Origin of the sequence: Ensifer sp. R-19 (assembly GCF_049905105.1) — a bacterium.
Classification (GTDB): Bacteria; Pseudomonadota; Alphaproteobacteria; order Rhizobiales; family Rhizobiaceae; genus Ensifer.
In genome coordinates, this window is sequence record NZ_CP184569.1 from 2,618,613 (window position 1) to 2,642,770 (window position 24,158).

Below are 24,158 nucleotides of genomic sequence, written 5' to 3' on the forward strand. Positions count from 1 at the left end.
CAGTTTTCCCCGTGAATGGGCGAGAAGATCGATGCCAATTTTCTTTTCCGGCGACTGAGCACGCTTCTTGCATTGCAACCAGCGTTGTACTCAAATGGTCAAAAATAAGGGGACCACGCCTTTGGCATTTGACGAAATGATGAATGCGGATAGCAGTCCGCGCCAGCCATATTCGACCTATCATGAATGGTATGCCAGCCAGGACAAAAATCGGCTCATAGCCAAATCCAGGGAAGCCGAGAACATATTCCGGAAAACCGGCATCACCTTCGCGGTCTACGGACACGCAGACTCATCCGAAAAGCTCATCCCCTTCGACCTCATCCCCCGCATCATTTCCGGCCGCGAATGGCGCAAGCTCGCCCAAGGCATCGAACAGCGGGTCATCGCGCTCAACGCCTTTCTCGACGACATCTACCACAAGCAGGAAATCATCCGCGCCGGACGCGTGCCGCGAGAGCTGATCGAGAAGAACGTCGCCTTCCTGCCGCAGATGATCGGCTTCAGGCCGCCGGGCGGCGTCTACACCCATATCGTCGGCACCGACATCGTGAGAACAGGTGAAGATCAGTTCTACGTGCTCGAGGACAATGCGCGCACGCCATCCGGTGTCAGCTACATGCTGGAAAACCGGGAGACGATGATGCAGATGTTCCCCGAACTCTTCCATCAGAACCGCGTGCGCCCGGTGGAGAACTACCCGAATCTCTTGCGCCAGAGCCTGGCGTCGCTGGCACCCCTCGGCTGCAGCGGCAAGCCGCGCGTCGCCGTGCTCACGCCCGGTATCTACAACTCCGCCTACTATGAACATGCCTTCCTCGCCGACATGATGGGCGTCGAACTGGTCGAGGGTTCGGATCTGCGCGTCATCGACGGCAAGGTGAAGATGCGCACCACCCGCGGCTACGAGGCGATCGACGTGCTTTACCGCCGCGTCGACGACGACTTCCTCGATCCGCTCACCTTCCGTCCGGATTCGGCGCTTGGCATTCCCGGCATCATGGATGTCTACCGCGCCGGCAACATCACAATTGCCAATGCGCCCGGCACCGGGATTTCCGACGACAAGGCGATCTATTCCTATATGCCCGAGATCGTCGAGTTCTATACTGGCCGCAAGCCACTGCTTGAAAACGTGCCGACCTGGCGCTGTTCCGAGCCACAGAGCCTGAAATACGTGCTCGAACATCTGGAAGAGCTGGTGGTCAAGGAGGTGCACGGATCCGGCGGTTACGGCATGCTGGTCGGCCCGACCGCCAGCAAGAAGGAGCGCGCCTTCTTTGCCGAAAAGCTGAAGAGCCGCCCGACCAACTACATCGCCCAGCCGACGCTTTCGCTTTCCACCGTGCCGATCCTCGTCAACAAGGGTATCGCGCCCCGGCACGTCGACCTTCGCCCCTATGTCCTCGTCTCCGACAAGGTGCAGATCATTCCCGGCGGCCTGACGCGCGTGGCACTCAAGGCTGGTTCGCTCGTCGTGAACTCCAGCCAGGGTGGCGGGACCAAGGACACCTGGGTACTGGAGGACTGAGACCATGTTGGGAAGAACTGCAAACGGTCTCTACTGGATGTTCCGCTACATCGAACGCGCCGAAAACAGCGCCCGACTGATCGATGCCGGACTGCGCATGGCGCTGACCCGCAGCGAAGCCACGGAGGGCGACTGGGACGGCGTGCTGCAAAGTGCGGGCGTGCGCGAACTCTACGACGAAGTGCACGAGACGCTGACGAGCATCGACGCGATCGATTTCCTTTTGCGCGACCGCGCCAATCCGTCGAGCGTGATGTCGTGCATCGAGGCGGGACGCCACAATGCGCGCATGGTCCGCACGGCGCTGACGCGCGAGACCTGGGAAGCGACGAACGAATGCTACCTCGAAATGAAGACGATCCTCTCCAGGAAGGCCCGTCCGACCGACATGCCCGAGATCATCGATACGATCAAGCGCCGCGCCGGCCTCATCCGTGGTGCCTTCCACGGCACGATGCTCCGGAACGAGATCTTCAACTTCTCGCGCATCGGCACTTTCATCGAGCGAGCGGACAACACCGCCCGCATCCTCGACGTGAAATACTACGTGCTCCTGCCGGCAGTCGCCGCCGTCGGCTCGTCGATGGACAATGTTCAGTGGGAATCGATCCTGCGCTCGGTCTCGGCCCACCGCGCCTATGGCTGGGTCTATGATGCCGAGCTCCGCCCCGCCAACATCGCCGACTTCCTGATTTCCAACGGCCGCATGCCCCGCTCGCTTGCCTATTGCTACGAGAAGATCGCCAGTAATCTCGGTTACCTCGAACGGGAATATGGCGAGCGCCACGCCGCCCACGACACGGCCGACCGCACGCTCGCGTCGCTGCGCAGCCAGTCGATCAAGGACATCATGGATGTGGGCCTGCACGAATATCTCGAAGACTTCATCAGCCACAACAACCGTCTGGGACAGGAAATCTCCGACGGTTACCGGTTCAACTGAGTTCGGGAGAATGGCATGCACCTGAAGATCAGCCACACGACCGAATACCACTATGACGAACCCGTGCAATACGCGCTGCAGCGTCTGCGGCTGACGCCACTGACCCAGGCCGGCCAGACCGTTCTCGGCTGGGATACCCTTGTCGATGGCGCGGCAATCGAAGTGAGCTACGACGACCACTTCGGCAACCGGGTTCATCTCGTCAGCGTCGACGGCGACCGCGACGCGATCCGCATCACCGCCTCCGGCGAGGTCCATACGGAGGACCGCGCCGGCGTCTTCGGGCCGCACCAGTCCTACGTACCGCTCTGGCTCTATGCCCGCGAAACGCCTTTGACCAAGGCCGGCAAGCTGATCCGCGAACTCGCAAAATCCGCCGAAGGCGACACCGACCTTGCCCGCATGCATGCGCTGATGGAGACAATCCACAAGGCGGTTGAGTACAAACCCGGCGAGACCCACGCGGAGACGACGGCCGAGGATGCGCTCGAAAGCGGCAGCGGCGTCTGCCAGGACCACGCCCACATCCTGATCGCAGCGTCGCGCTCGCTCGACCTGCCGGCGCGCTACATCTCGGGCTATCTGATGATGGAAGGCCAGCCGGATCAGACGGCGAGCCACGCCTGGGCCGAAGTGCATCTGAACGGGCTCGGCTGGGTCGGCTTCGACGCCGCCAACAAGATCTGCCCCGACGATCGCTACGTTCGCATAGCTTCCGGCCTCTGCTACCGCGACGCCGCGCCGATCTCCGGCCTGATCCATGGCGAAGCCAAGGAAACGCTGAAAGTTTCGGTAACCGTCGAGCAAAAGCAGCAAAGCCAGAGTCAGAGCCAGTCACAAAGCCAGTAGCCTCTGCGCCAGTAACCTCTTCGATGGGGCGCCATAAACACCCCATCGAAAGCTGGATCTCCCGGCATGAAAGCCGCAGACGCCCGCCCGGTCGTTTGTATTTCAATGTTTCATCGAAACACTGAAGTGATCTAAGTCTTTGAAATTACGCAATTCCTGACGGAAAACCGTTTCGCACTTTTCCTGGAATTGCTCTAGCGCGAGGCGCTCGCCTGCAGGATGCGGCAGAGCGAAACCAGTCCGCCGTCATAGCCGCCACTGACCACGTCGCGGCAACGCTTGATGAGCTTGACCCGTTCGGCGCTCGACAGCTTGTTGAACGCCGTGAGCGAGGCGCCTGGAGAAACTGCGCCACCGGAACCAACACCTGCACCGCCACCGCCCGCACTGCTGCTGCTTCCGCCGGAACTGCCTGTGCCGGTCCCAAGCCCCAGGCCCACCCCGACATCGACACCGTTGTCGCCACCGCCGGTATTGACGTCGAGGCCGGCAGTCAGGCCACGTCGGCCACCAACACTGGCGTCAACGGAAGAGTTGAGCCCGTTGTCACCGCCGAGACCGATATCGGCATCCGCGTTGATGCCATTGCTGCCACCGACGCTCGCCTGCGCATCGGCGTTGACGCCGCGCGAACCGCCGACCGTGGCATTGGCGGCGGCGTTGACGCCGTTGGCACCGCCCAGCGACGCGTCGACGTCGGCATTCACGCCGTCCGATCCTCCGAGCCCCACACTGGTGTTCAGCCCGTTCGCTGCGCCGACGGACAGCCCGACACCGAGACCATCGCGCTCCGCGCTTTGGCCAAATGCCGGCGCGGATAACGCCACCGTCGCAAGAAGACCCAGCGACAACGCAAGCACATTCTTCCGCATGATCGTCCTCCTTCTCAAGCGTAGGGCCGGAATGACCCAGGCTAGAGGAGACGTCGGAAGATCAAGTCTGGTTGCGCTGACTCTACCGGAAGCCAAACGTTTCGGAGGTTGTAGATAATACAAACCGAAGACGTGCAAAGATTGCGCTTCTTTTTGAAACGACTGGCCGGAGCGCGAATGGAAATGCCGCACCGACGAGCGGTGCGGCATTGCACGCCAGCAAACAGAAAAGTCAGTGGCTGTCGCGGTTCATAGGGATTTCCGAGCCGCGCGGGCCGACAAGGAAGTCGAGATCCGCCCCCGTATCGGCTTGCATGACCGTCTTGACGTAGAGACCGCCATAGCCGCCGGCTAGTGGCTTGACTGGCGACACCCAGGCCGCACGACGACGGGCGAGTTCCTCGTCCGAAATGTCGAGGTGAATGGTGCGGGCCGGCACGTCGACGGCGATCATGTCTCCGTTCTCGACCAGCGCCAGCGGGCCACCATCGGCCGCTTCCGGTGCGGTATGCAGGATGACCGTGCCATAGGCCGTGCCGGACATGCGCGCATCGGAAATGCGGATCATATCGGTGATGCCCTTCTTCAGCACCTTCGGCGGCAGGCCCATATTGCCGACCTCGGCCATGCCCGGATAACCCTTCGGGCCACAATATTTCAGCACCATCACGCAGGTCTCGTCGATGTCGAGATCGTCGCGGTTGATGCGGGCGTGATAGTCCTCGATGCTCTCGAAGACCACGGCGCGGCCCTTGTGCTGCATCAGATGCGGCGAGGCGGCCGATGGCTTCAACACGCAGCCCTTGGGCGCCAGATTGCCGCGCAGCACGGCGATACCGCCCGACTGCGTCAAGGCCTTTTCGCGCGGCACGATGACGTCGTCATTGTAGTTGGTGACGTCCTTGACGTCGTTCCAGATCGTGTCGCCGGTGACGGTCAAGGCATCCTTGTGCAGGAGACCCATTTCGCCGACCGCCTTGATCACGACCGGGAGACCGCCGGCGTAGTAGAACTCCTCCATCAGGTATTTGCCCGACGGCTGCAGATTGACGATCGTCGGGACGTCACGGCCGAGGCGATCCCAGTCGTCGAGGCTGAGATCGACGCCGATGCGGCCGGCGAGCGCCAAGAGGTGCAGCACCGCATTGGTCGAGCCGCCGACGGCGCCGTTGACGCGGATGGCATTCTCGAAGGCCTGCTTCGTCAGGATGTCAGACGGCTTCAGATCTTCCTTGACCATGTCGACGATGCGGCGGCCGGAGAGCTGCGAGATCACTCGCCGGCGTGCGTCGACCGCGGGGATCGCGGCATTACCGGGCAGCGTCATGCCGAGCGCTTCGGCCATCGAGGCCATGGTGGAAGCCGTGCCCATGGTCATGCAGCTTCCGGCCGAACGGGCCATGCCCTGCTCCGCATCCATGAATTCCGCCAGCGACATCTCGCCGGACTTCACCATCTCGGAGAACTGCCAGATCGCCGTGCCCGAGCCGACATCCTTGCCGCGCCATTTGCCGTTCAGCATCGGGCCGCCGGAGACGAGAATAACCGGGATATCGACGCTGGCAGCCCCCATCAGCAGGCTCGGCGTGGTCTTGTCGCAGCCGCCGAGCAGCACGACGCCATCGACCGGATTGCCGCGGATCGCCTCTTCGACGTCCATCGCTGCAAGGTTGCGGAACATCATCGCCGTCGGACGTAGCGTGCTCTCGCCGACGGAGAACACCGGAAACTCGACCGGGAAACCGCCGGCCTCATAGACGCCACGCTTCACCCGCTCGGCGAGATCACGCAGATGCGCATTGCACGGCGTCAGTTCCGACCAGGTGTTACAGATGCCGATGATCGGTCGACCATCGAACGTGTCCGCCGGCAGGCCCTGGTTCTTCATCCAGGAGCGGTGCATGATGGCATTTTTGCCGGTGCCGCCGAACCAATCCTGCGAACGCAGCTTGCGCGGCCATTCAGCTTTCTTCTTCATCTTATCCTTCCTTAGGCGGCCCGCGCAGTCACGCGGGCCTGTGACGGCGCCCGTTAAGCGAGCGTGTAGGCCGTCTTGACGGTTGTGTAGAACTCGGCGGCGTAGCGGCCCTGCTCGCGCGAGCCATGGGACGAGCCCTTGCGGCCGCCGAAGGGCACGTGGAAATCGACGCCGGCCGTCGGCAGGTTGACCATGACCATGCCGGCCTCGGCATTGCGCTTGAAATGGGTCGCATGCTTGAGGCTGGTGGTGGCGATGCCCGAGGACAGGCCGAAGGGGGTGTCGTTGGCCACAGTGAGCGCCTCGTCGTAATCGCGGACGCGGATGACGGACGCGACCGGCCCGAAGATTTCTTCCCGCGAAATCCGCATCTGATTGGTCGCCTCGGTGAACAGCGCTGGCTGCAGGTAGAAGCCGGGCGTGTCGCGCTTCAGGAGCTCGCCGCCGAAGGCGAGCTTCGCGCCCTCCTGTTTGCCGATGGCGATGTAGTCGGTGTCCTGGTTGAGCTGGCTCTCATCGACCACCGGGCCGATATGGGTGCCGGCCTTGAGCGCATCATCGATCGTCAGCCCCTTCATCCGTTCGCCCATGGCGGCCACGAAGCGATCGTGGATGCCCTCGGTGACGATGATGCGCGAGGAGGCGGTGCAGCGCTGGCCGGTGGAGAAGAAGGCGGAGTTGACCGCCGCTTCGACCGCCACCGACAGATCGGCATCGTCGAGCACGACGAAGGGGTTCTTGCCGCCCATCTCCAGCTGGTATTTGCGATTGTGCTCGACCGAGGCGAGCGCCACCCGTTTGCCGGTGCCGGTCGAGCCGGTGAAGGTGATGGCGTGGATATCGGGGCTGTCGAGCATCGCCTGGCCGACGACCGAGCCCTTGCCCATGACGAGGTTCAGGACACCCTTCGGCAGGCCGGCGCGATGGAGGATGTCGACGATGGCCCAGGAACTGCCGGGCACCAGTTCGGCCGGCTTGAAGACGACGGTGTTGCCGTAACAAAGCGCCGGCGCGATCTTCCAGGCGGGGATGGCGATCGGGAAGTTCCAGGGCGTGATGATGCCGACGACGCCGACCGGCTCGCGGGTGATCTCGACGCCGATATTGGGTCGCGCCGACGGCAGAACTTCGCCCGCCAGTCGCAGGCATTCGCCGGCGAAGAAGTCGAAGATCTGGCCGGCACGCACCGTCTCGCCGATGCCTTCGACCAGCGTCTTGCCTTCCTCGCGCGACAACAGCCTTCCGAGCTCGTCCTTGCGCGCGAAGATCTCGTCGGCGGTCTTCCTCAGGATCGCGTGGCGCTCGAGGATGCCGGAGTGCGACCAGGCCGGAAACGCAGCCTTGGCAGCGGCGATCGCGGCGCGGGCATCGTCGGCAGACGCACGGGCATATTCGCCCACAACGTCATTGGTGTCGGACGGGTTGATGTTGGCAACCCCGTCACCGCCGACCCACTCGCCGGCAATCAGGTTCTGGTACAATGTCATAGGCTTCGAGCCTCCCTCATAAACGCGCATGACCGTCCCTCGCGAACGGTGCGCTTAGGAGATGTGTCAGAGCTGGCGAATGGCGACCTGTTCTTCCGCAGCGATCGCTAGCGTGTTGCGAAGCGGAAGGCCGAAACCATGAGCCTCGATCTCGAACACGTCACCTTCTTCTGTGCGAATGCCGTCGCCGAAGGACAGCGTCGCCGTGCCGAACATGTGCACATGGACGTCGCCCGGCTGGCGGAACAGGCCGTATTTGAAATGGTGATGCTCAAGATTGGCAAAACTGTGCGACATGTTGGATTCGCCTGACAGGAACGGCTTCTCCCACAGCACCTTGCCGCCGCGCAGGATGCGCGACATGCCGCGGATATCCTCAGGCGCAACTCCGATGCGGATTTCCGGGCCGAAGCTCGCCTGGCGCAGCTTCGAGTGCGCCAGCCAGAGATAGTTGACCCGCTCGGTCTTGTGGTCGGAAAACTCGTTGGCGACGGCGAAACCAATACGGAACGGAACGCCCGTGTCGGAGATCACGTAGATGCCGGCCATTTCCGGCTCCTCGCCGCCATCCTCGGCAAAGGCGGGCGAAATGAGTGCCGAACCTGGCGCCACGGCGGAGGTGCCGTTGCCCTTGTAGAACCACTCCGGCTGCGCGCCGGTCTCGCCGGCCTTCGGCTTGCCGCCTTCGAGCCCCATGCGGAACATCTTCATCGAGTCCGTCAGGGTTTCCTCGGCCGCCTCGCTCGTCTTCTTGTGCATGGCGTCGCGGGTTGCGGCCGAACCAAGATGGGTGAGGCCCGTGCCGGTCAGGTGCAGATGCGCCGGATCCGGATGGGTGATCGGCGGCAGGAAACGTCCCTCCGCATAGGCCTTGTCGAGGTCGACGGCGGCGCCAAGCCCCTTGGTCTCGATCGTCTCCTTCAGGCTGCGCCCGGCATTGGCCGCTTCCATCGCCAGAGCGTAGACGCTTGCAGCACCATTGACCGCACGCGCGGTTTCACCGGGCAAACGCACCGCAACCGTTATCGATCCGTCTTCGTTCGTGATCTGCGAAATCAGCACGATCCTGTCCTTCCTGTCGTCGTTCGGGTCGCGGTCTTCGCCTTCTCAAGGCAAAAGCGTCCCCGTGGCTGGCTTTCGCCACCCAATTCCGGCGGGCCAATCCGCCGATCCTGGCAGCCGCGGCTGCCGGTGAATGTTACTGGTTCGCGTCGGGTCTTATGGCTTTCGGCTCAACCCTTGTTCTTGTTGTAGACATCGAAGAACACGGCAGCGAGGAGCACGAGGCCCTTGATCAGCTGCTGGTAATCGATGCCGATACCCATGATCGACATGCCGTTGTTCATCACGCCCATGATGAAGGCGCCGATCACCGCGCCGATGATCTTGCCGACGCCGCCGGACGCCGAGGCGCCGCCGATGAAGCAGGCGGCAATAACGTCGAGTTCGAAGCCGACGCCGGCCTTCGGCGTTGCCGAGTTGAGGCGGGCGGTGATGATCATGCCGGCCAGTGCCGCAAGCACGCCCATGTTGACGAAGGTGTAGAAGGTGAGCCGTTCGGTGTTGATGCCCGAGAGCTTGGTCGCCTTGACGTTGCCGCCCATGGCGTAGATGCGGCGACCGATGGTCGAGCGCGTTGTGATGAAGGTATAGAGCGCGATCAGCACGGCCATGGCGATCAGCACGTTCGGCAGGCCGCGATAGGTCGCAAGCTGGAAGCCGATGAACAACGCAACGACGGCAATGACCGCCATCTGTACGGCGAAGAAGACGAATGGCTCGTTCTCCGTGCCGTGCTGTTCGTTGATCTTGCGGTCGCGAATGCCCGCATAGATCGCGTAGCCGACCAGAGCTATGACGGCGACGAGCGCCACCATGTTCTGAATGGTCTCGGGCGCCGGGTTGAGGAAATAGAGGAAATCCGGAACGAAGCCCGTCGAAAGCAGCTGGAACTCCTTCGGGAACGGGCCGATCGGACGTCCGCCGAGCACCACATAGGTGAGCCCGCGGAACACCAGCATGCCGGCAAGCGTGACGATGAAGGACGGAATCTTCTGGTACGCAACCCAATAGCCCTGGGCCGCCCCCATGATGCCGCCGACGATCAGACAGGCCGGGATAACGACAAAGGCGGGCAGCCCCCATTTGACCAGCATGATCGCCGAGATCGCGCCGATGAAGGCGACGATCGAGCCGACCGACAGGTCGATATGGCCGGCGACGATGATCAAGAGCATGCCGAGCGCCATGATGACGATGAACGAGTTCTGCAGCACCAGGTTGGTGATGTTGACCGGCTTGAACAGCACGCCGTTGGTCACGAACTGGAAGAACAGCATGATCACCACGAGCGCGACGAGCAGGCCGTATTCGCGGATGTTGTTCTTGAGATAGTCCCCGATCGAGGGCTTGTTGTTTTGGGTGCTCGTATCGGCGACCATTAGTGTTTCTCCCCTGAACGCATGATGGCACGCATGATGGATTCCTGGCTCGCTTCCGCCTTCGAGAGCTCGGCGACGATGCGGCCCTCGTTCATGACGTAGATGCGATCGCAGGTTCCAAGCAGCTCCGGCATTTCCGATGAGATCATCAGGATGCCTTTACCCTCGGCGGCAAGCTGGTTGATGATGGTGTAGATCTCATACTTCGCGCCGATATCGATGCCGCGTGTCGGCTCGTCGAGAATGAGAACTTCCGGATTGGTGAACAGCCATTTGGACAGCACGACCTTCTGCTGGTTGCCGCCCGAGAGGTTGACCGTTTCCTGATAGATCGAGTGCGAACGGATGCGCAGCTTCGAGCGATAGTCGGAGGCGACCTTCGCTTCCTTGCGGTCGTCGATGACGCCGTTCGCGGCAACCGCCTTCAGGTTGGAGAGTGTCGTGTTCTCCTTGATGTTGTTGATCAGCACGAGGCCGAGCTGCTTGCGGTCTTCGGTGACGTAAGCGAGACCCGCATCGATCGCCCGCGGAATCGTGCTGACATCGACGGGCTTGCCGCGCATCGTCACGTCGCCGGTGATCTTGTGGCCCCAGGACTTGCCGAAGATGCTCATCGCCGTCTCGGTGCGCCCTGCCCCCATCAGCCCGGCAATGCCGACCACTTCGCCGGCGCGCACGGTGAAATTGACGTCGTGCAGGAACTGCCGGTCGCGGTGGTGCTGGTGAAAGACGTTCCAGTTCTTCACTTCCAGCAGCGTCTCGCCGATCTTGGGCTCGCGCGGCGGGTAGCGGTCTTCCATGGCGCGGCCGACCATGCCTTTGATAATCCGGTCCTCGCCGACATCTTCGGTCTGACAGTCGAGCGTTTCGACGGTTCCGCCATCGCGCAGGATGGTAATCTGGTCGGCGACTTTGCGGATCTCGTTCAGCTTGTGCGAGATGATGATCGAGGTCATTCCCTGCGTGCGAAACTCCATCAGGAGCTTCAAAAGCGCATCGGAATCGGTTTCGTTGAGCGAGGCGGTCGGCTCGTCGAGGATCAAGAGCCGCACCTTCTTCGAAAGCGCCTTGGCGATCTCGACCAGTTGCTGCTTGCCGACGCCGATGTCGGTGATGAGCGTTGCCGGGCTCTCGCTGAGGCCCACCTTCTTCAGGAGCTCCTGGGTGCGGGCAAAGGTCTGCGGCCAGTGGATCACGCCGTTGCTGGCGATCTCGTTGCCGAGGAAGATGTTCTCGGCGATCGACAGCAGCGGCACCAGCGCCAGTTCCTGGTGGATGATGATGATGCCAAGGTCTTCGCTGTCGGAGATCGTCGAGAAGCGACGCGCTTCGCCACCGTAGTGGATCTCGCCTTCATAGGTGCCGGCGGGATAGACGCCGCTCAACACCTTCATCAGCGTCGACTTGCCGGCGCCGTTTTCGCCGACGAGCGCGTGGATCTCGCCTTCGCGGACCTTGAAGCTGACATTGTCCAGCGCCTTGACGCCCGGGAACGTCTTGGTGATGCCCCGCATTTCAAGAATGATATTGTCCATGTTCAGTCATTCCAGCGGCAGTCTGCGAGAGAGTACCGGCTCCGTCTTCTGGATAAAAGGGCCCGCGCGCTTGCACGGGCCCTTCCCGTTGAAAAAGATCAGTTGTTGATCTGGTCTTCGGTGTAGTAGCCCGAGCTGACGAGCACGTCCTTGACGTTGGACTTGTCGACGGCAACCGGCTTCAGCAGGTAGGACGGAACGACCTTGACGCCATTTTCATAGGTCTTGGTGTCGTTCACCTCAGGCTCCTTGCCTTCCATGATCGCGTTGACCATGCCGACCGTTACCTTGGCGAGTTCGCGCGTGTCCTTGAAGATCGACGAATACTGTTCGCCGGCAAGGATCGACTTGACCGACGGCAGCTCGGCGTCCTGGCCGGTGACAACCGGCATCGGCATGTCGCCCGAGCCGTAGCCGACGCCCTTCAGCGCCGAGATGATACCGATCGAGAGGCCGTCATAGGGCGAAAGCACGCCATCGACCTTGGCGTCGGTGTAGTTCGACGACAGCAGGTTTTCCATGCGGGCCTGGGCGACAGCACCGTCCCAACGCAGCGTGCCGACCTGGTCCATGCCCTTCTGGCCGGACTTGACGACGATCTTGCCGCTGTCGATCAGCGGCTGCAGAACTGACATCGCGCCGTCGTAGAAGAAGAAGGCGTTGTTGTCGTCAGGCGAACCACCGAAGAGCTCGATGTTCTTGGGCTCGGTTGCGCCATCGAGCTTGAGGCCCTGCACCAGCGACGTCGCCTGCTGCACGCCAACCTGGAAGTTGTCGAAGGTGGCGTAGTAGTCGACATTGCCAGAGTCACGGATCAGACGGTCATAGGCGATAACCTTGACGCCGGCGTCATGGGCCTTCTGCAGGATGTCGGAGAGCGTCGTGCCGTCGATGGCGCCGATGACCAGAACCTTGGCACCCTTGGTCACCATGTTCTCGATCTGGGCGAGCTGGTTCGGGATGTCGTCGTCAGCGAACTGCAGGTCCGGGGTGTAGCCGGCTTCCTTGAACAGCTTCTCCATCGTCTCGCCGTCGGAAATCCAGCGGGTCGACGTCTTCGTCGGCATGGAAATGCCGACCGTGCCCTTGTCCTGCGCAAATACGGGCGCAGCGAAGGACGCGATCGAAATCGCAGCGGCTGCGAGAAGCGAAGTCATCAATTTCATCAGTTCTCTCCCAAAAAAGTTGAAGCCGGCAGGCAGAGCCTTTCCGTCTATGCGCAGCAATCCGCGGACCGGGATCTCGTCTCCGGCCGCGGATCAAGGTGAAGGAGAGGCCTCCCCGCCTCGCATGCTCCTACATGCGCTGGCACATGAGCAAAAACTGGAATCAAAACATATAACTGTCAAATACAATATTACTTTGAACGCATACCAAAATTGTTATAGCACGTGCGAACAGTGTGATTTTTGAAAATATTTGAAAACCAAAAAAACCACAGGGGTTGGAAATGCGTGACCAGAAGGCAAGCGCCACCGGGACGGCCGGCGAACTCTTCGATTCAGCACTCTTTCGCTCCGGCTTGAAGATCAGCCACCTCCGGCTGATTCTTGCAATTGACGACCACAGGCGCATCAGCGCCGCCGCGGAAGCCCTCGGGACTTCGCAGCCGGCAGCCTCGCGTATGCTGTCGGAAATCGAGACGATGCTGAAGGCGCCGGTCTGCGAACGCATTGCCCGTGGCGTCGAACTGACGCCTTACGGCGAAGCGCTGGCACGGCGGGCGCGCACGATCTTTCTGGAGCTTCGAGAAGCCTCGCGCGAGATCAACGAGCTCAAGACGGGCAGCGGCGGCTCGGTCTCTCTGGGTTCCGTCACCGGCCCGGCGCTCAATCTCGCCGTCCCCGCCATTCGCCAGGTGATCACCGCCTATCCCGGCATCGAGATCAACGTCCAGATCGAAAACAGCAACGTTCTGGCAAGGGAGTTGCTTGCCGCGCGCCACGATTTCATCATCGGGCGCATCCCCGACGACCAGCCGCCGCGGCTCTTCAACATGGTGGAGATCGGGTTTGAAGAAGTCTGCCTGATCGTGCGCGACGGCCATCCGCTGCTCGACAAACCTGTGGTCGGCGCCGAGGATCTGCCCTCCTACGACTGGGTGTTCCAGCCGCCGGGCACGCTGCTCAGGCGCGCCGTCGAGGATAGTTTCGTGGCGGCCGGCGTGAGATTGCCGGCGACCGTCATCAACACCTCTTCGATCATCCTGACGCTGTCGATCGTGCGCCACACCAATGCGATCGCGCCGGTGGCGCTCGACGTCGCCAACCTGATTGCCGGCAACGGCACACCGGCCGGCGAGATCCGCATCCTCAAGACCGAAATCCCGATCCGCATCAAGCCCTATGGGCTGATCACCGCCGAGGGCCGCGCGCTGCCGCCGAGCGCCAAGCTGCTCTACGATCTCATCCTGAAGCAGGGCCGTGCGTGATCAGCCCGGCATGATCAAGTGATCAGCCCGGGCATGATCATGTGATCAGCCCGGGATAACCTCCGGCTGTCATGGTTTCCTTCCAATTGGAGGCATCATGTTCGGAATGTCGGTGTTTCAGTCGGTGCTCGAGCGACTGAAGACGGAAGAGGAAAGCGAGCCGGATCCGGCCGAAGCGTCCCGTGTCACGACGCCGTACGCGCCGGTGTTTGCCAGCGCTCTTTCGGCCGAAAGCGTCGGCGCGGCCTCCTTCGGCGCGGTCGAGCGCGCCTATCGCGACGCCTCTTTCGTCGAGCCGCCGCCTCCGCCGGTCATGCCCGACTATCTCGATCGCACCAGCCTTGTCGAGGTTGCTGCGGAGCTGGCGCTTGCCGACGGCGAAACACAAATGACGCTCGCGGCAAAGCGGCGTGCCTTCGCCGCCCTGAACCATCCAGACCGGCTGCCGGCCGCTTTCCGCGCCAATGCGACCGTGCGCATGAAACTCGCCAACATGCTGATCGACGAAGCCTCGCAGCAGATACGCGCAATCAACCCGGCGGCGTGATCGTCAGCCCGCGGCGCCGTCCCCGTCGCTCTTGCCCTGCTCTTCGTCCGCGGCTTTATCCACGCTCTTCTCGCTCGGCTTATAGAAGACCAGCAGCGCTGCCGAGGCATAGGCCGTCATGGCCAGGAAGATCATGCCCCACATCGCCTGTTCGCCCAGGAACTCGACCACCGTCCAGACGGCGCAGAAGGCCACGATCAGCAGGCGGACCCATAGCGGGCGGTAAAAGGGGTGGTCCGGGTCGATGAACTTGAGCATTCTGTCCTCTGGTGGCCTTATCATGTGCGCCCCATTTACGGGATATTCATTGAAGACAGCAAGTCCAGCGGTCCTCACGCCCCTTGACGGACGCAACTAAAATGGAATAAAAATTCCGAAATGACCCACGTCGGCTACTTCATTCCAAATGAATGGACGGGCCGACTGGGTGCGGAGGTACCAAGGGAGAGGCGCCGGCGCAGCGTTCCAACACGCGATTTTTCGTGGCAATTCTCCGATCGATTCGCGGAATCAGTGTTCCGCGGCGCCTTTGCGCGATGAGCGCCGATCATCACGCCCCTTCCCGGTCGCGAGCCGGAATTCGAGAGAAACTGAGATGACAGTCAGATTTGGTCTTCTGGGCGCCGGACGCATCGGCAAGGTTCACGCGAAAGCCGTCAGCGGCAATCCGGATGCCGTGCTCGTCGCCGTTGCCGACGCCTTCCCTGCCGCCGCCGAAACCATCGCCAAGCAATATGGCTGCGATGTGCGCACCATCGAGGCGATCGAAAAGGCTGACGACATCGACGCCGTCGTCATCTGCACCCCGACCGACACCCACGCCGACCTGATCGAGCGTTTCGCGCGCGCCGGCAAGGCGATCTTCTGCGAAAAGCCTGTCGATCTGGATGCCGAGCGCGTCAAGGCCTGCCTCAAGGTGGTGGGCGAAACCAAGGCCAAGCTGATGGTCGGCTTCAACCGCCGCTTCGACCCGCATTTCATGGCCGTCAAAAAGGCGATCGACGCCGGCAAGATCGGCGACGTGGAAATGGTGACCATCACCTCGCGCGATCCGGGCGCCCCGCCGGTCGATTACATCAAGCGTTCGGGCGGTATCTTCCGCGACATGACGATCCATGACTTCGACATGGCCCGCTTCCTGCTCGGCGAGGAGCCGGTCTCCGTGACGGCAACCGCCGCCGTTCTCGTCGACAAGGCGATCGGCGAAGCCGGCGACTATGACAGCGTCTCGGTCATCCTGCAGACGGCTTCCGGCAAGCAGGCGATCATCTCCAACTCCCGCCGCGCCACCTATGGCTACGACCAGCGCATCGAGGTGCACGGCTCGAAGGGCGTCGTCTCGGCTGAAAACCAGCGTCCGGTCTCGATCGAGATCGCCAATGGCGAAGGCTACACCCGCCCGCCGCTGCACGACTTCTTCATGACGCGCTACACCGAAGCCTATGCCAACGAGATCGAGAGCTTCATCGCCGCGATCGAAAAGGGTGCGGAAATCACGCCGTCGGGCAAGGATGGTCTCGCCGCATTGGCGCTCGCCGACGCCGCCGTGAAGTCGGTTATCGAGAAGCGTCAGATCAGCGTCGCCTGAGGCTACGGCCGGTAACACATCAAATGGAAAGGCCGGGCGCCACACGCCCGGCTTTTTTCATGCCACCACTCTGGCAAACCGGCATCCGCGCAGGTGCCTCAGCCCTCGGCGCACACCGGCATCTTCTCCCATCGCGGCGCTTCCCGGCCAGTGCTGGGCGCAGCGCCCGGTCGGCCGGAGAGATAACCTTGGATCTGCAGGCAGCCCTCCTCCGCCAGGATCTGCCTCTGCCGTTCGGTTTCGACGCCTTCGGTCACGACCGCGAGCCTGAGGCTATGGCCGAGCGCGATGATGGCGCGGACGATCGCCTGTGCGGAAGGGTCCCTTTCGAGGGCGGCGGTGAAGCTGCAATCAATCTTCAGCTTGTCGAAGGGGAAGGTCTGCAGGTTGCTCAGCGAAGAATGTCCGGTGCCGAAGTCGTCCATGACGATCCGGACGCCGAGGACGCGCAGGCGAACCAGCACCGCCAGCACATCCTCGCGATTGTGCATCAGCGCCGCCTCGGTGATTTCGAGCTCCAGCCGCCAGGGATCAAGGCCGGTCCGACGCAATATGCTCGCGACCTGGTCGAAGAGATTGGGCAGAAGGAACTGGACCGGCGAGATATTGACGGAAATCGGCAGCGGCTCGTTCCATTTTGCCGCTTCCGTGCAGGCCTGTTCCAGCACCCACTCGCCGATCTGGATGATCGAGCCGCTTTCCTCCGCGATCGGGATGAACACGTCAGGGCCGATCAGCCCGCGCTGCGGATGGTTCCAGCGCAGCAATGCCTCGTAGCCGATGATCCTGTCGCTCTGGACTTCGACCAGCGGCTGGTATTCTAGAAAGAACTGGCGGCGAAGCACCGCATGGCGCAGGTCGTTCTCGATCTGCCGGCGGGTGCGAACCGCCTCATCCATTCCCCGGTCGAAGAAGCAGGCGATGCCCTTGCCGCTCTGCTTGGCGCGGTAGAGTGCCGTGTCGGCATTGTTGCGCAACTGATCTGCCGTCTGCCCGTCGACCGGATAGAGCGCAGCACCAATGCTGACGCCGACGGCGGTCGGATCGCGATTGGTATCCATTTCCGCGGCAAACAGCGCCAGGATGCGGTCCGTCAATTGGCGCGCCGCCACCGGCCGCTTGCCGCCCACGTGGATGATTGCGAACTCGTCACCGCCGAGCCGGGCGACCGTGTCGTGCTCTCCGGCAGCCTGGCGCAGGATATCGGCAACCTTCTTCAGGATGCGGTCGCCTTCGCCGTGGCCGAAGATATCGTTGACTGCCTTGAAGCGGTCGAGGTCGAGGCAGAGGATCGCCAACTCTTCGCCCCGCGCAGAGGCCGCCGCCAGCGTCTGGGCCAGCCTGCGGTCGAAGAAGGCGCGGTTCGGCAAATCGGTGAGCGCATCATGATGGGCCAGATGCTCGATCGTGCGCTCGGCTTCCTTCCGTGCCCTCAAGTCGCGCACGAAGATCACTTCGCATTCGCGGCCACGATACTCGATCGTCCGGCACATGAATTCCACCGGAATGGTGCGCCCATCGGCGTTGAGAAGATCGATCTCGCCGGGACCATCCCCGCGCCTGTGTCCCTCGAGCCCTTCCTCGCCGAAGACGAAGATCTCCGACGGGCGGCGCCCGGACAGATCGGAAAACGTCCGACCGGTGAGGCCGGAGAAGCGCTCGTTGGCTTCGACGATGACGCCATCGAAAACGATCGCCATGCCTTCGAGCGAGGCGTTGGCGAGCCCTCTGAGATCGGTCAGCTGCCGATCGACGAAGAGGGCGCCGAAGGCGAGCACGATCAATGTCGTGGAGGCTGCGATGACCCCGCCGGCGAGCCAGGCGGGATGAATGGTGCCGGCGACAGCCACATTGGCCTCCGGCATGAGCGTCACGCCGCTCATCGACGTGAAGTGCATGGTGCAGATTGCCAGCACCAGCAGCAAGGAGGAGACGACCAGCCGCCGCATGCTGCGCAAGGCATGAAAAGCATGAAGCGCGGCACCCGCCAGCAGCGTTCCCACGACGAGCGCCGAAACAGTCGCTTGCGGATCGTAGCTTATGTGCCCGTGGATCTCGATCGCCTGCATGCCGGTGAAATGCATCGCCGCGACGCCGGCGCCAAGCACGAAGCCACCGCAGGACATCGAGAGACGTGAACCACCACCGAGGCCGATTGCAAAGGCGACCCACGACGCGGCTATGGCGACGACCACCGACAGAGCGGTGCCCCAGAGGCCGTAAGCAACCGGCACACCACCATCATAGGCCAGCATGGCGATGAAATGCGTCGACCAGACACCGACACCGCAGGCAAAACCGCTGGCCGCGATCCAGAGGCTGCGCTGGCTACCTTCGCTTCGCCGGGCGCGCAGCAGCAGCAACATCGTTGCGACACTGCCCGCCAGGCAGACGATCGCGGCGGCCACGATAAGGCGCCAGTCATGGTCATCACGTATGCATGCAATCACTGAAAACATGAGTGTCTCCCGCGTCACCGCCACATTGACAAGGAGTCGCTAAATAACTGTAAATTGCATTACTAGAGGTGCTCACCTTCGATACAACCCCAAAAAAGGTTGCGTCAGGCGATGCACTTCAACCGTGCATCAGGAAACGCCGGTGGCGGTAATATCGCCGTCGATCGCGCCCAGCGCCCGCTCCAGATGCCCCTCGAAGACGAGGCGTTGCTCGTCGGGCGCGACCGATATTTCGGGAGCGCCCTGGAGGCGGACCTGCATGGACTGGGCAAGTCCTTCTTCGATCCCCGGCAGCATGAGATCGAAGTATCGGATGCCAGGCCCGGTGACGTGGACAGGCATGCGCTCGTAAAGGCTCAGCATGCGCGAGATGCCGTTGCCGAGCGCAATGCCCGCCTGGCGGAACGCGTAGCCGGCCATGCGATGTCCCTGCCGCGCGCTGGCCGCGATCTTGTCGAGCTCGGCGACGGGAACGAACTTGGCGGGGATGGTATCCGCCGGCACCTCGAAGGCGGCACGCAGAATCCCATAGAACCCGGCTGCCGCCTCGATGCAGCCATAGGCGCCGCAACGGCAAAGGCCCGCCGACGGCGCGTGCAGCATGTGGCCGAAATTCGGCGCGCTGACATCCATCTCGCCGCTCTGGCTCTTGCGGGCAACGCCAAGGCCGATGCTGTGGCCGAGAGAGATCGCCGCAAGCGCCCTGAACCCACCTTCCGGCTTCCGTTCGGCTTGCGCTGCGAGCGCCTGCGCAACCAGCAGCGTCTCATTGCTGAGCATGACTTTCGCGCGCCATTGCGGCGCAAGCAGTGCAGCGAAATCCAGCTCTTCCCGACCGAAGACCGGCGACCACAAAAGCCGCGCCGTGTCGCTGTCGACCAGCCCCTTGCTGCTGATCGAAACGGCGAGCACGCGATCCCGCTCCAGCCTTGAGCGCTGCAGCAGACGTTCGAGCGCATCCACGAATGCGCGGGCGAAAGGGACCGTGCCGCGCTCGTCGTGGTTTCGCGATTCGTCGAAGCGGTCGAGAAGCGTGCCGCCGTAATCGATCAGCGAATATTGCACGATGTCGGAGGAGATCCTGACGACCACGAGATGGCCGTAGTCGCGCCGCGGTGTGAAGAGCACACGCGGCCGCCCTCGCCCACCCTGCACCTGGTGCTCGGCCTTGGCGAGCACCCCCGCCTTTTCCAGCTCCGCCGTGATCGCGGAAACGGTCGCCGAGGCAAGCCCCGTATCAGCAGAAATTTCCGTATGGGAGAGATTGCCGGCACGCCTGAGCGCCGCAAGGACCAGCGCGCTGTTTTGCTGACGCACGAGCTCAGTGCTGGACTTGGTCAGCATGAGACGTCCCTGTCAGTGGCGGATCCTTCGAACACATGCCCCTCCCAAAGCATCTGTTGAACGGCAAGACAAGGCGCCGGACGCCTTGTCGACAGCCTTGTGGCACGGATTTTATCGGCGGCCGAGAAACAACGGACGCGACCGCTCGCTAAGCACCTTGTTGATGCCGCAACCACCGCATTCACGCCGTGTTGACAGCCTCAAAAATCCATGACATTCATTTTCTCGACTGTCGAGAAAATAATTCCGCACGGTGTAGCGGCACGATCTACGACAGCGTTCCAAGGCTGGCGGAGGATGTGCGGGAGGTTCGCACGCTCAGCCGGCCCTCACTCGGGAGGATGAAATGAAATCCGTTTTGAAGCTGATGGCAGGTGTTGCCGTCATCGTTTCCCTGCATTCCGTTGCCCAGGCAAAGGACCTGGTCGTCGGCGTGTCCTGGTCCAACTTCCAGGAAGAGCGCTGGAAAACCGACGAAGCCGCGATCAAGGCCGCACTCGAAGCCTCCGGCGACAAGTACATCTCCGCTGACGCACAGTCGTCGGCCGCCAAGCAGTTGACCGACATCGAGTCGCTGATCGCCCAGGGCGCCAATGCACTGATCGTGCTTGCCCAGGACAGCGACGCCATCGGCCCGGCGATCGAAAAGGCCGCTGCCGAAGGCATCCCGGTCGTCGGCTACGACCGCCTGATCGAAAACCCGGCCGCCTTCTACATCACCTTCGACAACAAGGAAGTCGGCCGCATGCAGGCCCGCGAAGTGTTCAAGGTGAAGCCGGAAGGCAACTACGTCTTCATCAAGGGTTCTTCGGCTGACCCGAACGCCGACTTCCTCTTCTCCGGACAGATGGAAGTGCTGAAGGAAGCCGTCGATGCCGGCAAGATCAAGAATGTCGGCGAAGCCTACACGGATGGCTGGAAGCCTGAAAACGCCCAGAAGAACATGGAGCAGTTCCTGACCGCCAACGACAACAAGGTCGATGCGGTCGTCGCCTCCAACGACGGCACCGCCGGCGGCGCCATCGCTGCCCTCGATGCGCAAGGCCTCGCAGGCTCGGTCCCGGTCTCCGGCCAGGACGCCGACAAGGCGGCGCTGAACCGCGTTGCCTTGGGCACGCAGACCGTTTCGGTCTGGAAGGATAGCCGTGAACTCGGCAAGCGCGCCGCAGAAGTCGCCGTCGAACTTGCCGGCGGCAAGAAGATGGAAGAAGTCGCCGGCGTCACCACCTTCAACGGCGGACCGAAGGGTGTGGCCATGCAGTCGGTCTTCCTCGCACCGCTGCCGATCACCAAGGACAACCTGAACGTCGTGATCGACGCAGGCTGGATCTCCAAGGAAGAAGCCTGCCAGGGCGTCAAGGGCGACGTCGCGGCCTGCAAATAAACCGCATCAGCAGAACTGAGCGCTGACGTCAGACAAGCGCCGCAACGCAACCCGTTGCGGCGCTTGCGCAAGGTGTGTGCCGGGCGGACAATGCCAGATGCACAACCAGCGCAGCTCAACGAAAACGCTCGATCTCTGCCGTCGCACCGGACTTGTCGCGTCGATCCCGGCTCTTGGTGCCACCTGACGCGACGACATCAACACAAAAAGTGGGGGAAGGCACGTCCATGGCCGACATCACACAAGGCAATACGCAGGGCGCACAAGCAAACCGCGCCCGCACAGCGGACGAAAACCCGGTGAAGCGCTTCTTCCGCGCCACCGAAATCGACACCCGGCTGCTCGGCATGGTCGGCGCGCTCGTCATCATCTGGATCGGCTTTCAGATCATGACCGGCGGCCTGTTCCTGACGCCGCGCAACCTGTGGAACCTGACGGTCCAGACGTCTTCCGTCGCCGTGATGGCGACCGGCATGGTGCTGATCATCGTCACCCGCAACATCGACCTTTCCGTCGGCTCCGTGCTGGGCTTCTGCGGTATGGTCATGGGCGTCATGCAGGTAAAATTCCTGCCGCAGTATCTCGGCCTGGAACATCCGGCCATCTGGATCATCACGCTTTTGAGCGGCATCGCCGTCGGTGCCGCCATCGGCGCCCTCCAGGGCTCGATCGTCGCCTTCCTCAACGTGCCCGCCTTCATCGTCACGCTCGGCGGCCTGCTCGTCTGGCGCGGCGCCACCTGGTTCGTGACCAGCGGCCAGACGGTTGCGCCGATGAATACCACCTTCCGCCTGATGGGCGGCGGCACAGAAGGCTCGATCGGCGCAACGGCAAGCTGGATCGTCGGCATCCTCGCCTGCATCGCCATCGTCGCTGCCATCCTCAATTCGCGAAAGCAGCGCAAGCGCTTCCGCTTCCCGCTGCGCCCGGTCTGGGCGGAGTACTTCCTGGCGATCCTCGGTTGTATCCTGGTGCTGGGCGCAATCACCGTCGCCAATAGCTACTACTGGCCGACCAACATCGCCCGCAAATATGCCGACGCCAACGGCATCGCCTGGCCGGAAGGCGGACTGCAGATCTCGCACGGCATCGCCATTCCGGTTCTCGTCGCCATCGCCGTCGGCATCGTCATGACCTTCATCGCCACACGGCTGCGCTTCGGCCGCTACGTATTCGCGCTCGGCGGCAACCCGGAAGCAGCCGAACTTGCCGGCATCAAGACGCGCTGGGTCACCGTCAAGATCTTCACGCTGATGGGCATACTGTGCGCCATCGCCGCGGCAATCTCGACCGCCCGCCTCAATGCGGCGACCAATGCGCAGGGCGAGCTCGACGAGCTCTATACGATCGCCGCCGCGGTCATCGGCGGCACCTCGCTTGCCGGCGGCGTCGGCACGATTGCCGGCGCCATGATCGGCGCGCTCGTCATGCAATCACTACAGTCGGGCATGGTGCTCCTGGGGATCGACAGTCCGTTCCAGCGCATCGTCGTCGGCGTGGTTCTCGTCGTCGCCGTCTGGCTCGACACCATCTACCGCGCCCGCGCCAAGTAAGGAGTACGATCCATGAAAGACCAACGCACTCCGCTCGTGGAAATGAAGAACATTTCCATCTCCTTCGGCGGCATCCACGCGGTGGACAACGCCTCCGTCGATCTCTACCCCGGCGAAGTCGTGGCGCTGCTCGGCCACAACGGCGCCGGCAAGTCGACCCTGATCAAGATCCTCTCCGGCGCCTACAAGCGCGATGCCGGCGAGATCCTGATCAATGGCGAGGCTGCGGACATCAACAACCCGCGCGACGCCAAGAAATACGGTATCGAGACGATCTACCAGACGCTCGCCGTCGCCGACAATGTCGATGCCGCCGCCAATCTCTATCTCGGTCGCGAGCTCAGGACCCCCTGGGGCACGCTCGACGACGTGGCGATGGAGGCCAAGGCCCGCGAAGTCATGGGGCGCCTCAATCCCAACTTCCAGCGCTTCAAGGAACCGGTGAAGGCGCTTTCCGGCGGCCAGCGGCAATCGGTGGCGATCGCGCGCGCGATCCTCTTCGACGCCCGCATCCTGATCATGGACGAGCCGACGGCAGCGCTCGGGCCACAGGAAACCGCCCAGGTCGGTGACCTCATCAAGCAACTGAAGCGCGAAGGCATCGGCATCTTCCTGATCAGCCACGACATCCACGACGTCTTCGACCTCGCCGACCGTGTATCGGTGATGAAGAACGGCCAGGTCGTCGGCCAGGCCCGCACCGAGGACGTGACCAAGGACGAGGTGCTCGGCATGATCATCATGGGCAAGGTGCCGCCAAAGGCGATCCCCGGCCCCGGCGCCATGCAGGTGGCATGAACCAATACTCGGCGGCGCGCCTCACGCCCGCCGCCGAGCCCTTTTTGTCGACCGGCAGAAGCAGGGCAAGCAGTTGCATTTTCAGCAGCAACCACAAATTCCCCTGCGAACTCCGCCTTTTCACCATTGATGCGGCGCCAAAGCTAAGCTATGAACCGCTCACAGCCTGCTTCGGCGGCCCTGCCGCCAACGGATGCACCCGTAGCTCAGCTGGATAGAGTGTTGGATTCCGATTCCAAAGGTCACAGGTTCGAATCCTGTCGGGTGCGCCATTTTTGCCGAATTTACGACTTCTCGCGATCGGCTACGCGCAGGCCATCTGACAAAATTCGTTGTCGCATGAAAGGCGATGTTCGGCGGCGAAGGGCGTTACTCTGCTCTTCCTGAGCGCTTCGCGCCTGTTCTATTCAAGGGCCTA

At 62.5% G+C, this 24,158-nt stretch carries 19 protein-coding genes and 1 tRNA gene; 10 read left to right on the top strand and 10 right to left on the bottom strand.

All coding sequences use genetic code 11. The features are described 5' to 3' along the window. Nucleotides 1-136: 136 nt before the first annotated feature. Genes ACN9MO_RS12850 through ACN9MO_RS12860 form a run of 3 tightly spaced genes read left to right on the top strand, consistent with a single transcriptional unit; the run spans nt 137 to nt 3,323 of the window. Nucleotides 137-1,531, top strand: a complete 1,395-nt coding sequence (locus ACN9MO_RS12850; protein WP_162733537.1) for a circularly permuted type 2 ATP-grasp protein — start codon at nt 137-139, stop codon at nt 1,529-1,531. A gap of 4 nt (nt 1,532-1,535) precedes the next feature. Continuing rightward, entirely contained in the window at nt 1,536-2,474 is a 939-nt protein-coding gene (locus ACN9MO_RS12855) for an alpha-E domain-containing protein (RefSeq protein WP_057252951.1), read from the top strand. Between the two features lie 15 nt (nt 2,475-2,489). Beyond that, nucleotides 2,490-3,323, top strand: a complete 834-nt coding sequence (locus tag ACN9MO_RS12860) for a transglutaminase family protein (RefSeq protein WP_112994310.1) — start codon at nt 2,490-2,492, stop codon at nt 3,321-3,323. 194 nt (nt 3,324-3,517) lie between these two features. Here the strand turns inward: ACN9MO_RS12860 and ACN9MO_RS12865 are convergent, their stop codons facing one another. The 7 genes from ACN9MO_RS12865 to chvE all read right to left on the bottom strand — a co-directional run bounded on the left by ACN9MO_RS12865 (nt 3,518) and on the right by chvE (nt 12,802). After that, nucleotides 3,518-4,195: a hypothetical protein gene (locus ACN9MO_RS12865; RefSeq protein ID WP_110879329.1), complete on the bottom strand. Its 678-nt coding sequence runs from the start codon at nt 4,193-4,195 to the stop codon at nt 3,518-3,520. A 232-nt stretch (nt 4,196-4,427) separates the two neighbouring features. Continuing rightward, the gene (gene araD, locus ACN9MO_RS12870; protein WP_112994308.1) at nt 4,428-6,173 is read right to left on the bottom strand and encodes an L-arabinonate dehydratase; all 1,746 of its coding nucleotides are present in this window, start codon (nt 6,171-6,173) and stop codon (nt 4,428-4,430) included. 53 nt (nt 6,174-6,226) lie between these two features. Next, a complete protein-coding gene (locus tag ACN9MO_RS12875; protein ID WP_425985112.1) occupies nt 6,227-7,660 on the bottom strand; it encodes an aldehyde dehydrogenase family protein in 1,434 nt (477 codons plus the stop codon). 66 nt (nt 7,661-7,726) lie between these two features. Beyond that, the gene (gene araD1, locus ACN9MO_RS12880; protein WP_113132208.1) at nt 7,727-8,722 is read right to left on the bottom strand and encodes an AraD1 family protein; all 996 of its coding nucleotides are present in this window, start codon (nt 8,720-8,722) and stop codon (nt 7,727-7,729) included. Nucleotides 8,723-8,892: 170 nt separating this feature from the next. Beyond that, nucleotides 8,893-10,101 (bottom strand): multiple monosaccharide ABC transporter permease, encoded by a 1,209-nt coding sequence (gene mmsB / locus ACN9MO_RS12885; protein WP_058326419.1) that lies wholly within the window; start codon nt 10,099-10,101, stop codon nt 8,893-8,895. Beyond that, nucleotides 10,101-11,636 carry a multiple monosaccharide ABC transporter ATP-binding protein gene (gene mmsA / locus ACN9MO_RS12890; protein WP_057249118.1) on the bottom strand — a complete coding sequence of 512 codons (1,536 nt, stop codon included), beginning with the start codon at nt 11,634-11,636 and terminating at the stop codon, nt 10,101-10,103. The genes mmsB and mmsA overlap by 1 nt, the downstream gene beginning before the upstream one ends. 98 nt (nt 11,637-11,734) lie before the next feature. After that, nucleotides 11,735-12,802, bottom strand: coding sequence for a multiple monosaccharide ABC transporter substrate-binding protein (chvE, locus tag ACN9MO_RS12895; RefSeq protein ID WP_057249117.1), 1,068 nt, complete (start codon nt 12,800-12,802; stop codon nt 11,735-11,737). Between the two features lie 284 nt (nt 12,803-13,086). Here chvE and ACN9MO_RS12900 point away from each other — a divergent pair, with 284 nt between their 5' ends. Both ACN9MO_RS12900 and ACN9MO_RS12905 read left to right on the top strand, forming a co-directional pair. Beyond that, nucleotides 13,087-14,067, top strand: a complete 981-nt coding sequence (locus ACN9MO_RS12900) for a LysR family transcriptional regulator (protein ID WP_058320822.1) — start codon at nt 13,087-13,089, stop codon at nt 14,065-14,067. A 97-nt stretch (nt 14,068-14,164) separates the two neighbouring features. Beyond that, on the top strand, nt 14,165-14,614 hold the full coding sequence (locus tag ACN9MO_RS12905) for a hypothetical protein (protein WP_113132207.1): 450 nt from the start codon (nt 14,165-14,167) through the stop codon (nt 14,612-14,614). Nucleotides 14,615-14,617: 3 nt separating this feature from the next. Here the strand turns inward: ACN9MO_RS12905 and ACN9MO_RS12910 are convergent, their stop codons facing one another. Then, nucleotides 14,618-14,872: a hypothetical protein gene (locus ACN9MO_RS12910; RefSeq protein WP_057249114.1), complete on the bottom strand. Its 255-nt coding sequence runs from the start codon at nt 14,870-14,872 to the stop codon at nt 14,618-14,620. A 337-nt stretch (nt 14,873-15,209) separates the two neighbouring features. Here ACN9MO_RS12910 and iolG point away from each other — a divergent pair, with 337 nt between their 5' ends. Next, a complete protein-coding gene (iolG, locus tag ACN9MO_RS12915) occupies nt 15,210-16,202 on the top strand; it encodes an inositol 2-dehydrogenase (RefSeq protein WP_113132206.1) in 993 nt (330 codons plus the stop codon). A 98-nt stretch (nt 16,203-16,300) separates the two neighbouring features. Here iolG and ACN9MO_RS12920 read toward each other — a convergent pair whose 3' ends face one another. Together ACN9MO_RS12920 and ACN9MO_RS12925 are read right to left on the bottom strand one after the other, a co-directional pair. Further along, nucleotides 16,301-18,661, bottom strand: a complete 2,361-nt coding sequence (locus ACN9MO_RS12920; protein ID WP_113132205.1) for an EAL domain-containing protein — start codon at nt 18,659-18,661, stop codon at nt 16,301-16,303. 129 nt (nt 18,662-18,790) lie between these two features. Next, nucleotides 18,791-20,005 carry an ROK family transcriptional regulator gene (locus ACN9MO_RS12925; RefSeq protein ID WP_058320819.1) on the bottom strand — a complete coding sequence of 405 codons (1,215 nt, stop codon included), beginning with the start codon at nt 20,003-20,005 and terminating at the stop codon, nt 18,791-18,793. Nucleotides 20,006-20,351: 346 nt separating this feature from the next. Between ACN9MO_RS12925 and xylF the strand changes: the two genes are divergently transcribed. The 4 genes from xylF to ACN9MO_RS12945 all read left to right on the top strand — a co-directional run bounded on the left by xylF (nt 20,352) and on the right by ACN9MO_RS12945 (nt 24,012). After that, complete coding sequence (gene xylF, locus ACN9MO_RS12930; protein ID WP_057249110.1) at nt 20,352-21,389, top strand: D-xylose ABC transporter substrate-binding protein; 1,038 nt, start codon at nt 20,352-20,354, stop codon at nt 21,387-21,389. Nucleotides 21,390-21,616: 227 nt separating this feature from the next. Then, nucleotides 21,617-22,942, top strand: a complete 1,326-nt coding sequence (locus ACN9MO_RS12935) for a sugar ABC transporter permease (protein WP_057249109.1) — start codon at nt 21,617-21,619, stop codon at nt 22,940-22,942. A gap of 12 nt (nt 22,943-22,954) precedes the next feature. Beyond that, the gene (locus tag ACN9MO_RS12940) at nt 22,955-23,740 is read left to right on the top strand and encodes an ATP-binding cassette domain-containing protein (RefSeq protein ID WP_034793927.1); all 786 of its coding nucleotides are present in this window, start codon (nt 22,955-22,957) and stop codon (nt 23,738-23,740) included. A 195-nt stretch (nt 23,741-23,935) separates the two neighbouring features. Then, nucleotides 23,936-24,012: transfer RNA gene (locus ACN9MO_RS12945), tRNA-Arg, on the top strand. Nucleotides 24,013-24,158 lie beyond the last annotated feature (146 nt).

Coding starts and splice junctions, on each gene's coding strand:
- ACN9MO_RS12850 (WP_162733537.1), top strand. CDS start 137: ATGATGAATGCGGATAGCAGTCCGCGCCAGCCATATTCGACCTATCAT.
- ACN9MO_RS12855 (WP_057252951.1), top strand. CDS start 1,536: ATGTTGGGAAGAACTGCAAACGGTCTCTACTGGATGTTCCGCTACATC.
- ACN9MO_RS12860 (WP_112994310.1), top strand. CDS start 2,490: ATGCACCTGAAGATCAGCCACACGACCGAATACCACTATGACGAACCC.
- ACN9MO_RS12865 (WP_110879329.1), bottom strand. CDS start 4,195: ATGCGGAAGAATGTGCTTGCGTTGTCGCTGGGTCTTCTTGCGACGGTG.
- araD (WP_112994308.1), bottom strand. CDS start 6,173: ATGAAGAAGAAAGCTGAATGGCCGCGCAAGCTGCGTTCGCAGGATTGG.
- ACN9MO_RS12875 (WP_425985112.1), bottom strand. CDS start 7,660: ATGACATTGTACCAGAACCTGATTGCCGGCGAGTGGGTCGGCGGTGAC.
- mmsB (WP_058326419.1), bottom strand. CDS start 10,101: ATGGTCGCCGATACGAGCACCCAAAACAACAAGCCCTCGATCGGGGAC.
- mmsA (WP_057249118.1), bottom strand. CDS start 11,636: ATGGACAATATCATTCTTGAAATGCGGGGCATCACCAAGACGTTCCCG.
- chvE (WP_057249117.1), bottom strand. CDS start 12,802: ATGAAATTGATGACTTCGCTTCTCGCAGCCGCTGCGATTTCGATCGCG.
- ACN9MO_RS12900 (WP_058320822.1), top strand. CDS start 13,087: ATGCGTGACCAGAAGGCAAGCGCCACCGGGACGGCCGGCGAACTCTTC.
- ACN9MO_RS12905 (WP_113132207.1), top strand. CDS start 14,165: ATGTTCGGAATGTCGGTGTTTCAGTCGGTGCTCGAGCGACTGAAGACG.
- ACN9MO_RS12910 (WP_057249114.1), bottom strand. CDS start 14,872: ATGCTCAAGTTCATCGACCCGGACCACCCCTTTTACCGCCCGCTATGG.
- iolG (WP_113132206.1), top strand. CDS start 15,210: ATGACAGTCAGATTTGGTCTTCTGGGCGCCGGACGCATCGGCAAGGTT.
- ACN9MO_RS12920 (WP_113132205.1), bottom strand. CDS start 18,661: ATGTTTTCAGTGATTGCATGCATACGTGATGACCATGACTGGCGCCTT.
- ACN9MO_RS12925 (WP_058320819.1), bottom strand. CDS start 20,005: ATGCTGACCAAGTCCAGCACTGAGCTCGTGCGTCAGCAAAACAGCGCG.
- xylF (WP_057249110.1), top strand. CDS start 20,352: ATGAAATCCGTTTTGAAGCTGATGGCAGGTGTTGCCGTCATCGTTTCC.
- ACN9MO_RS12935 (WP_057249109.1), top strand. CDS start 21,617: ATGGCCGACATCACACAAGGCAATACGCAGGGCGCACAAGCAAACCGC.
- ACN9MO_RS12940 (WP_034793927.1), top strand. CDS start 22,955: ATGAAAGACCAACGCACTCCGCTCGTGGAAATGAAGAACATTTCCATC.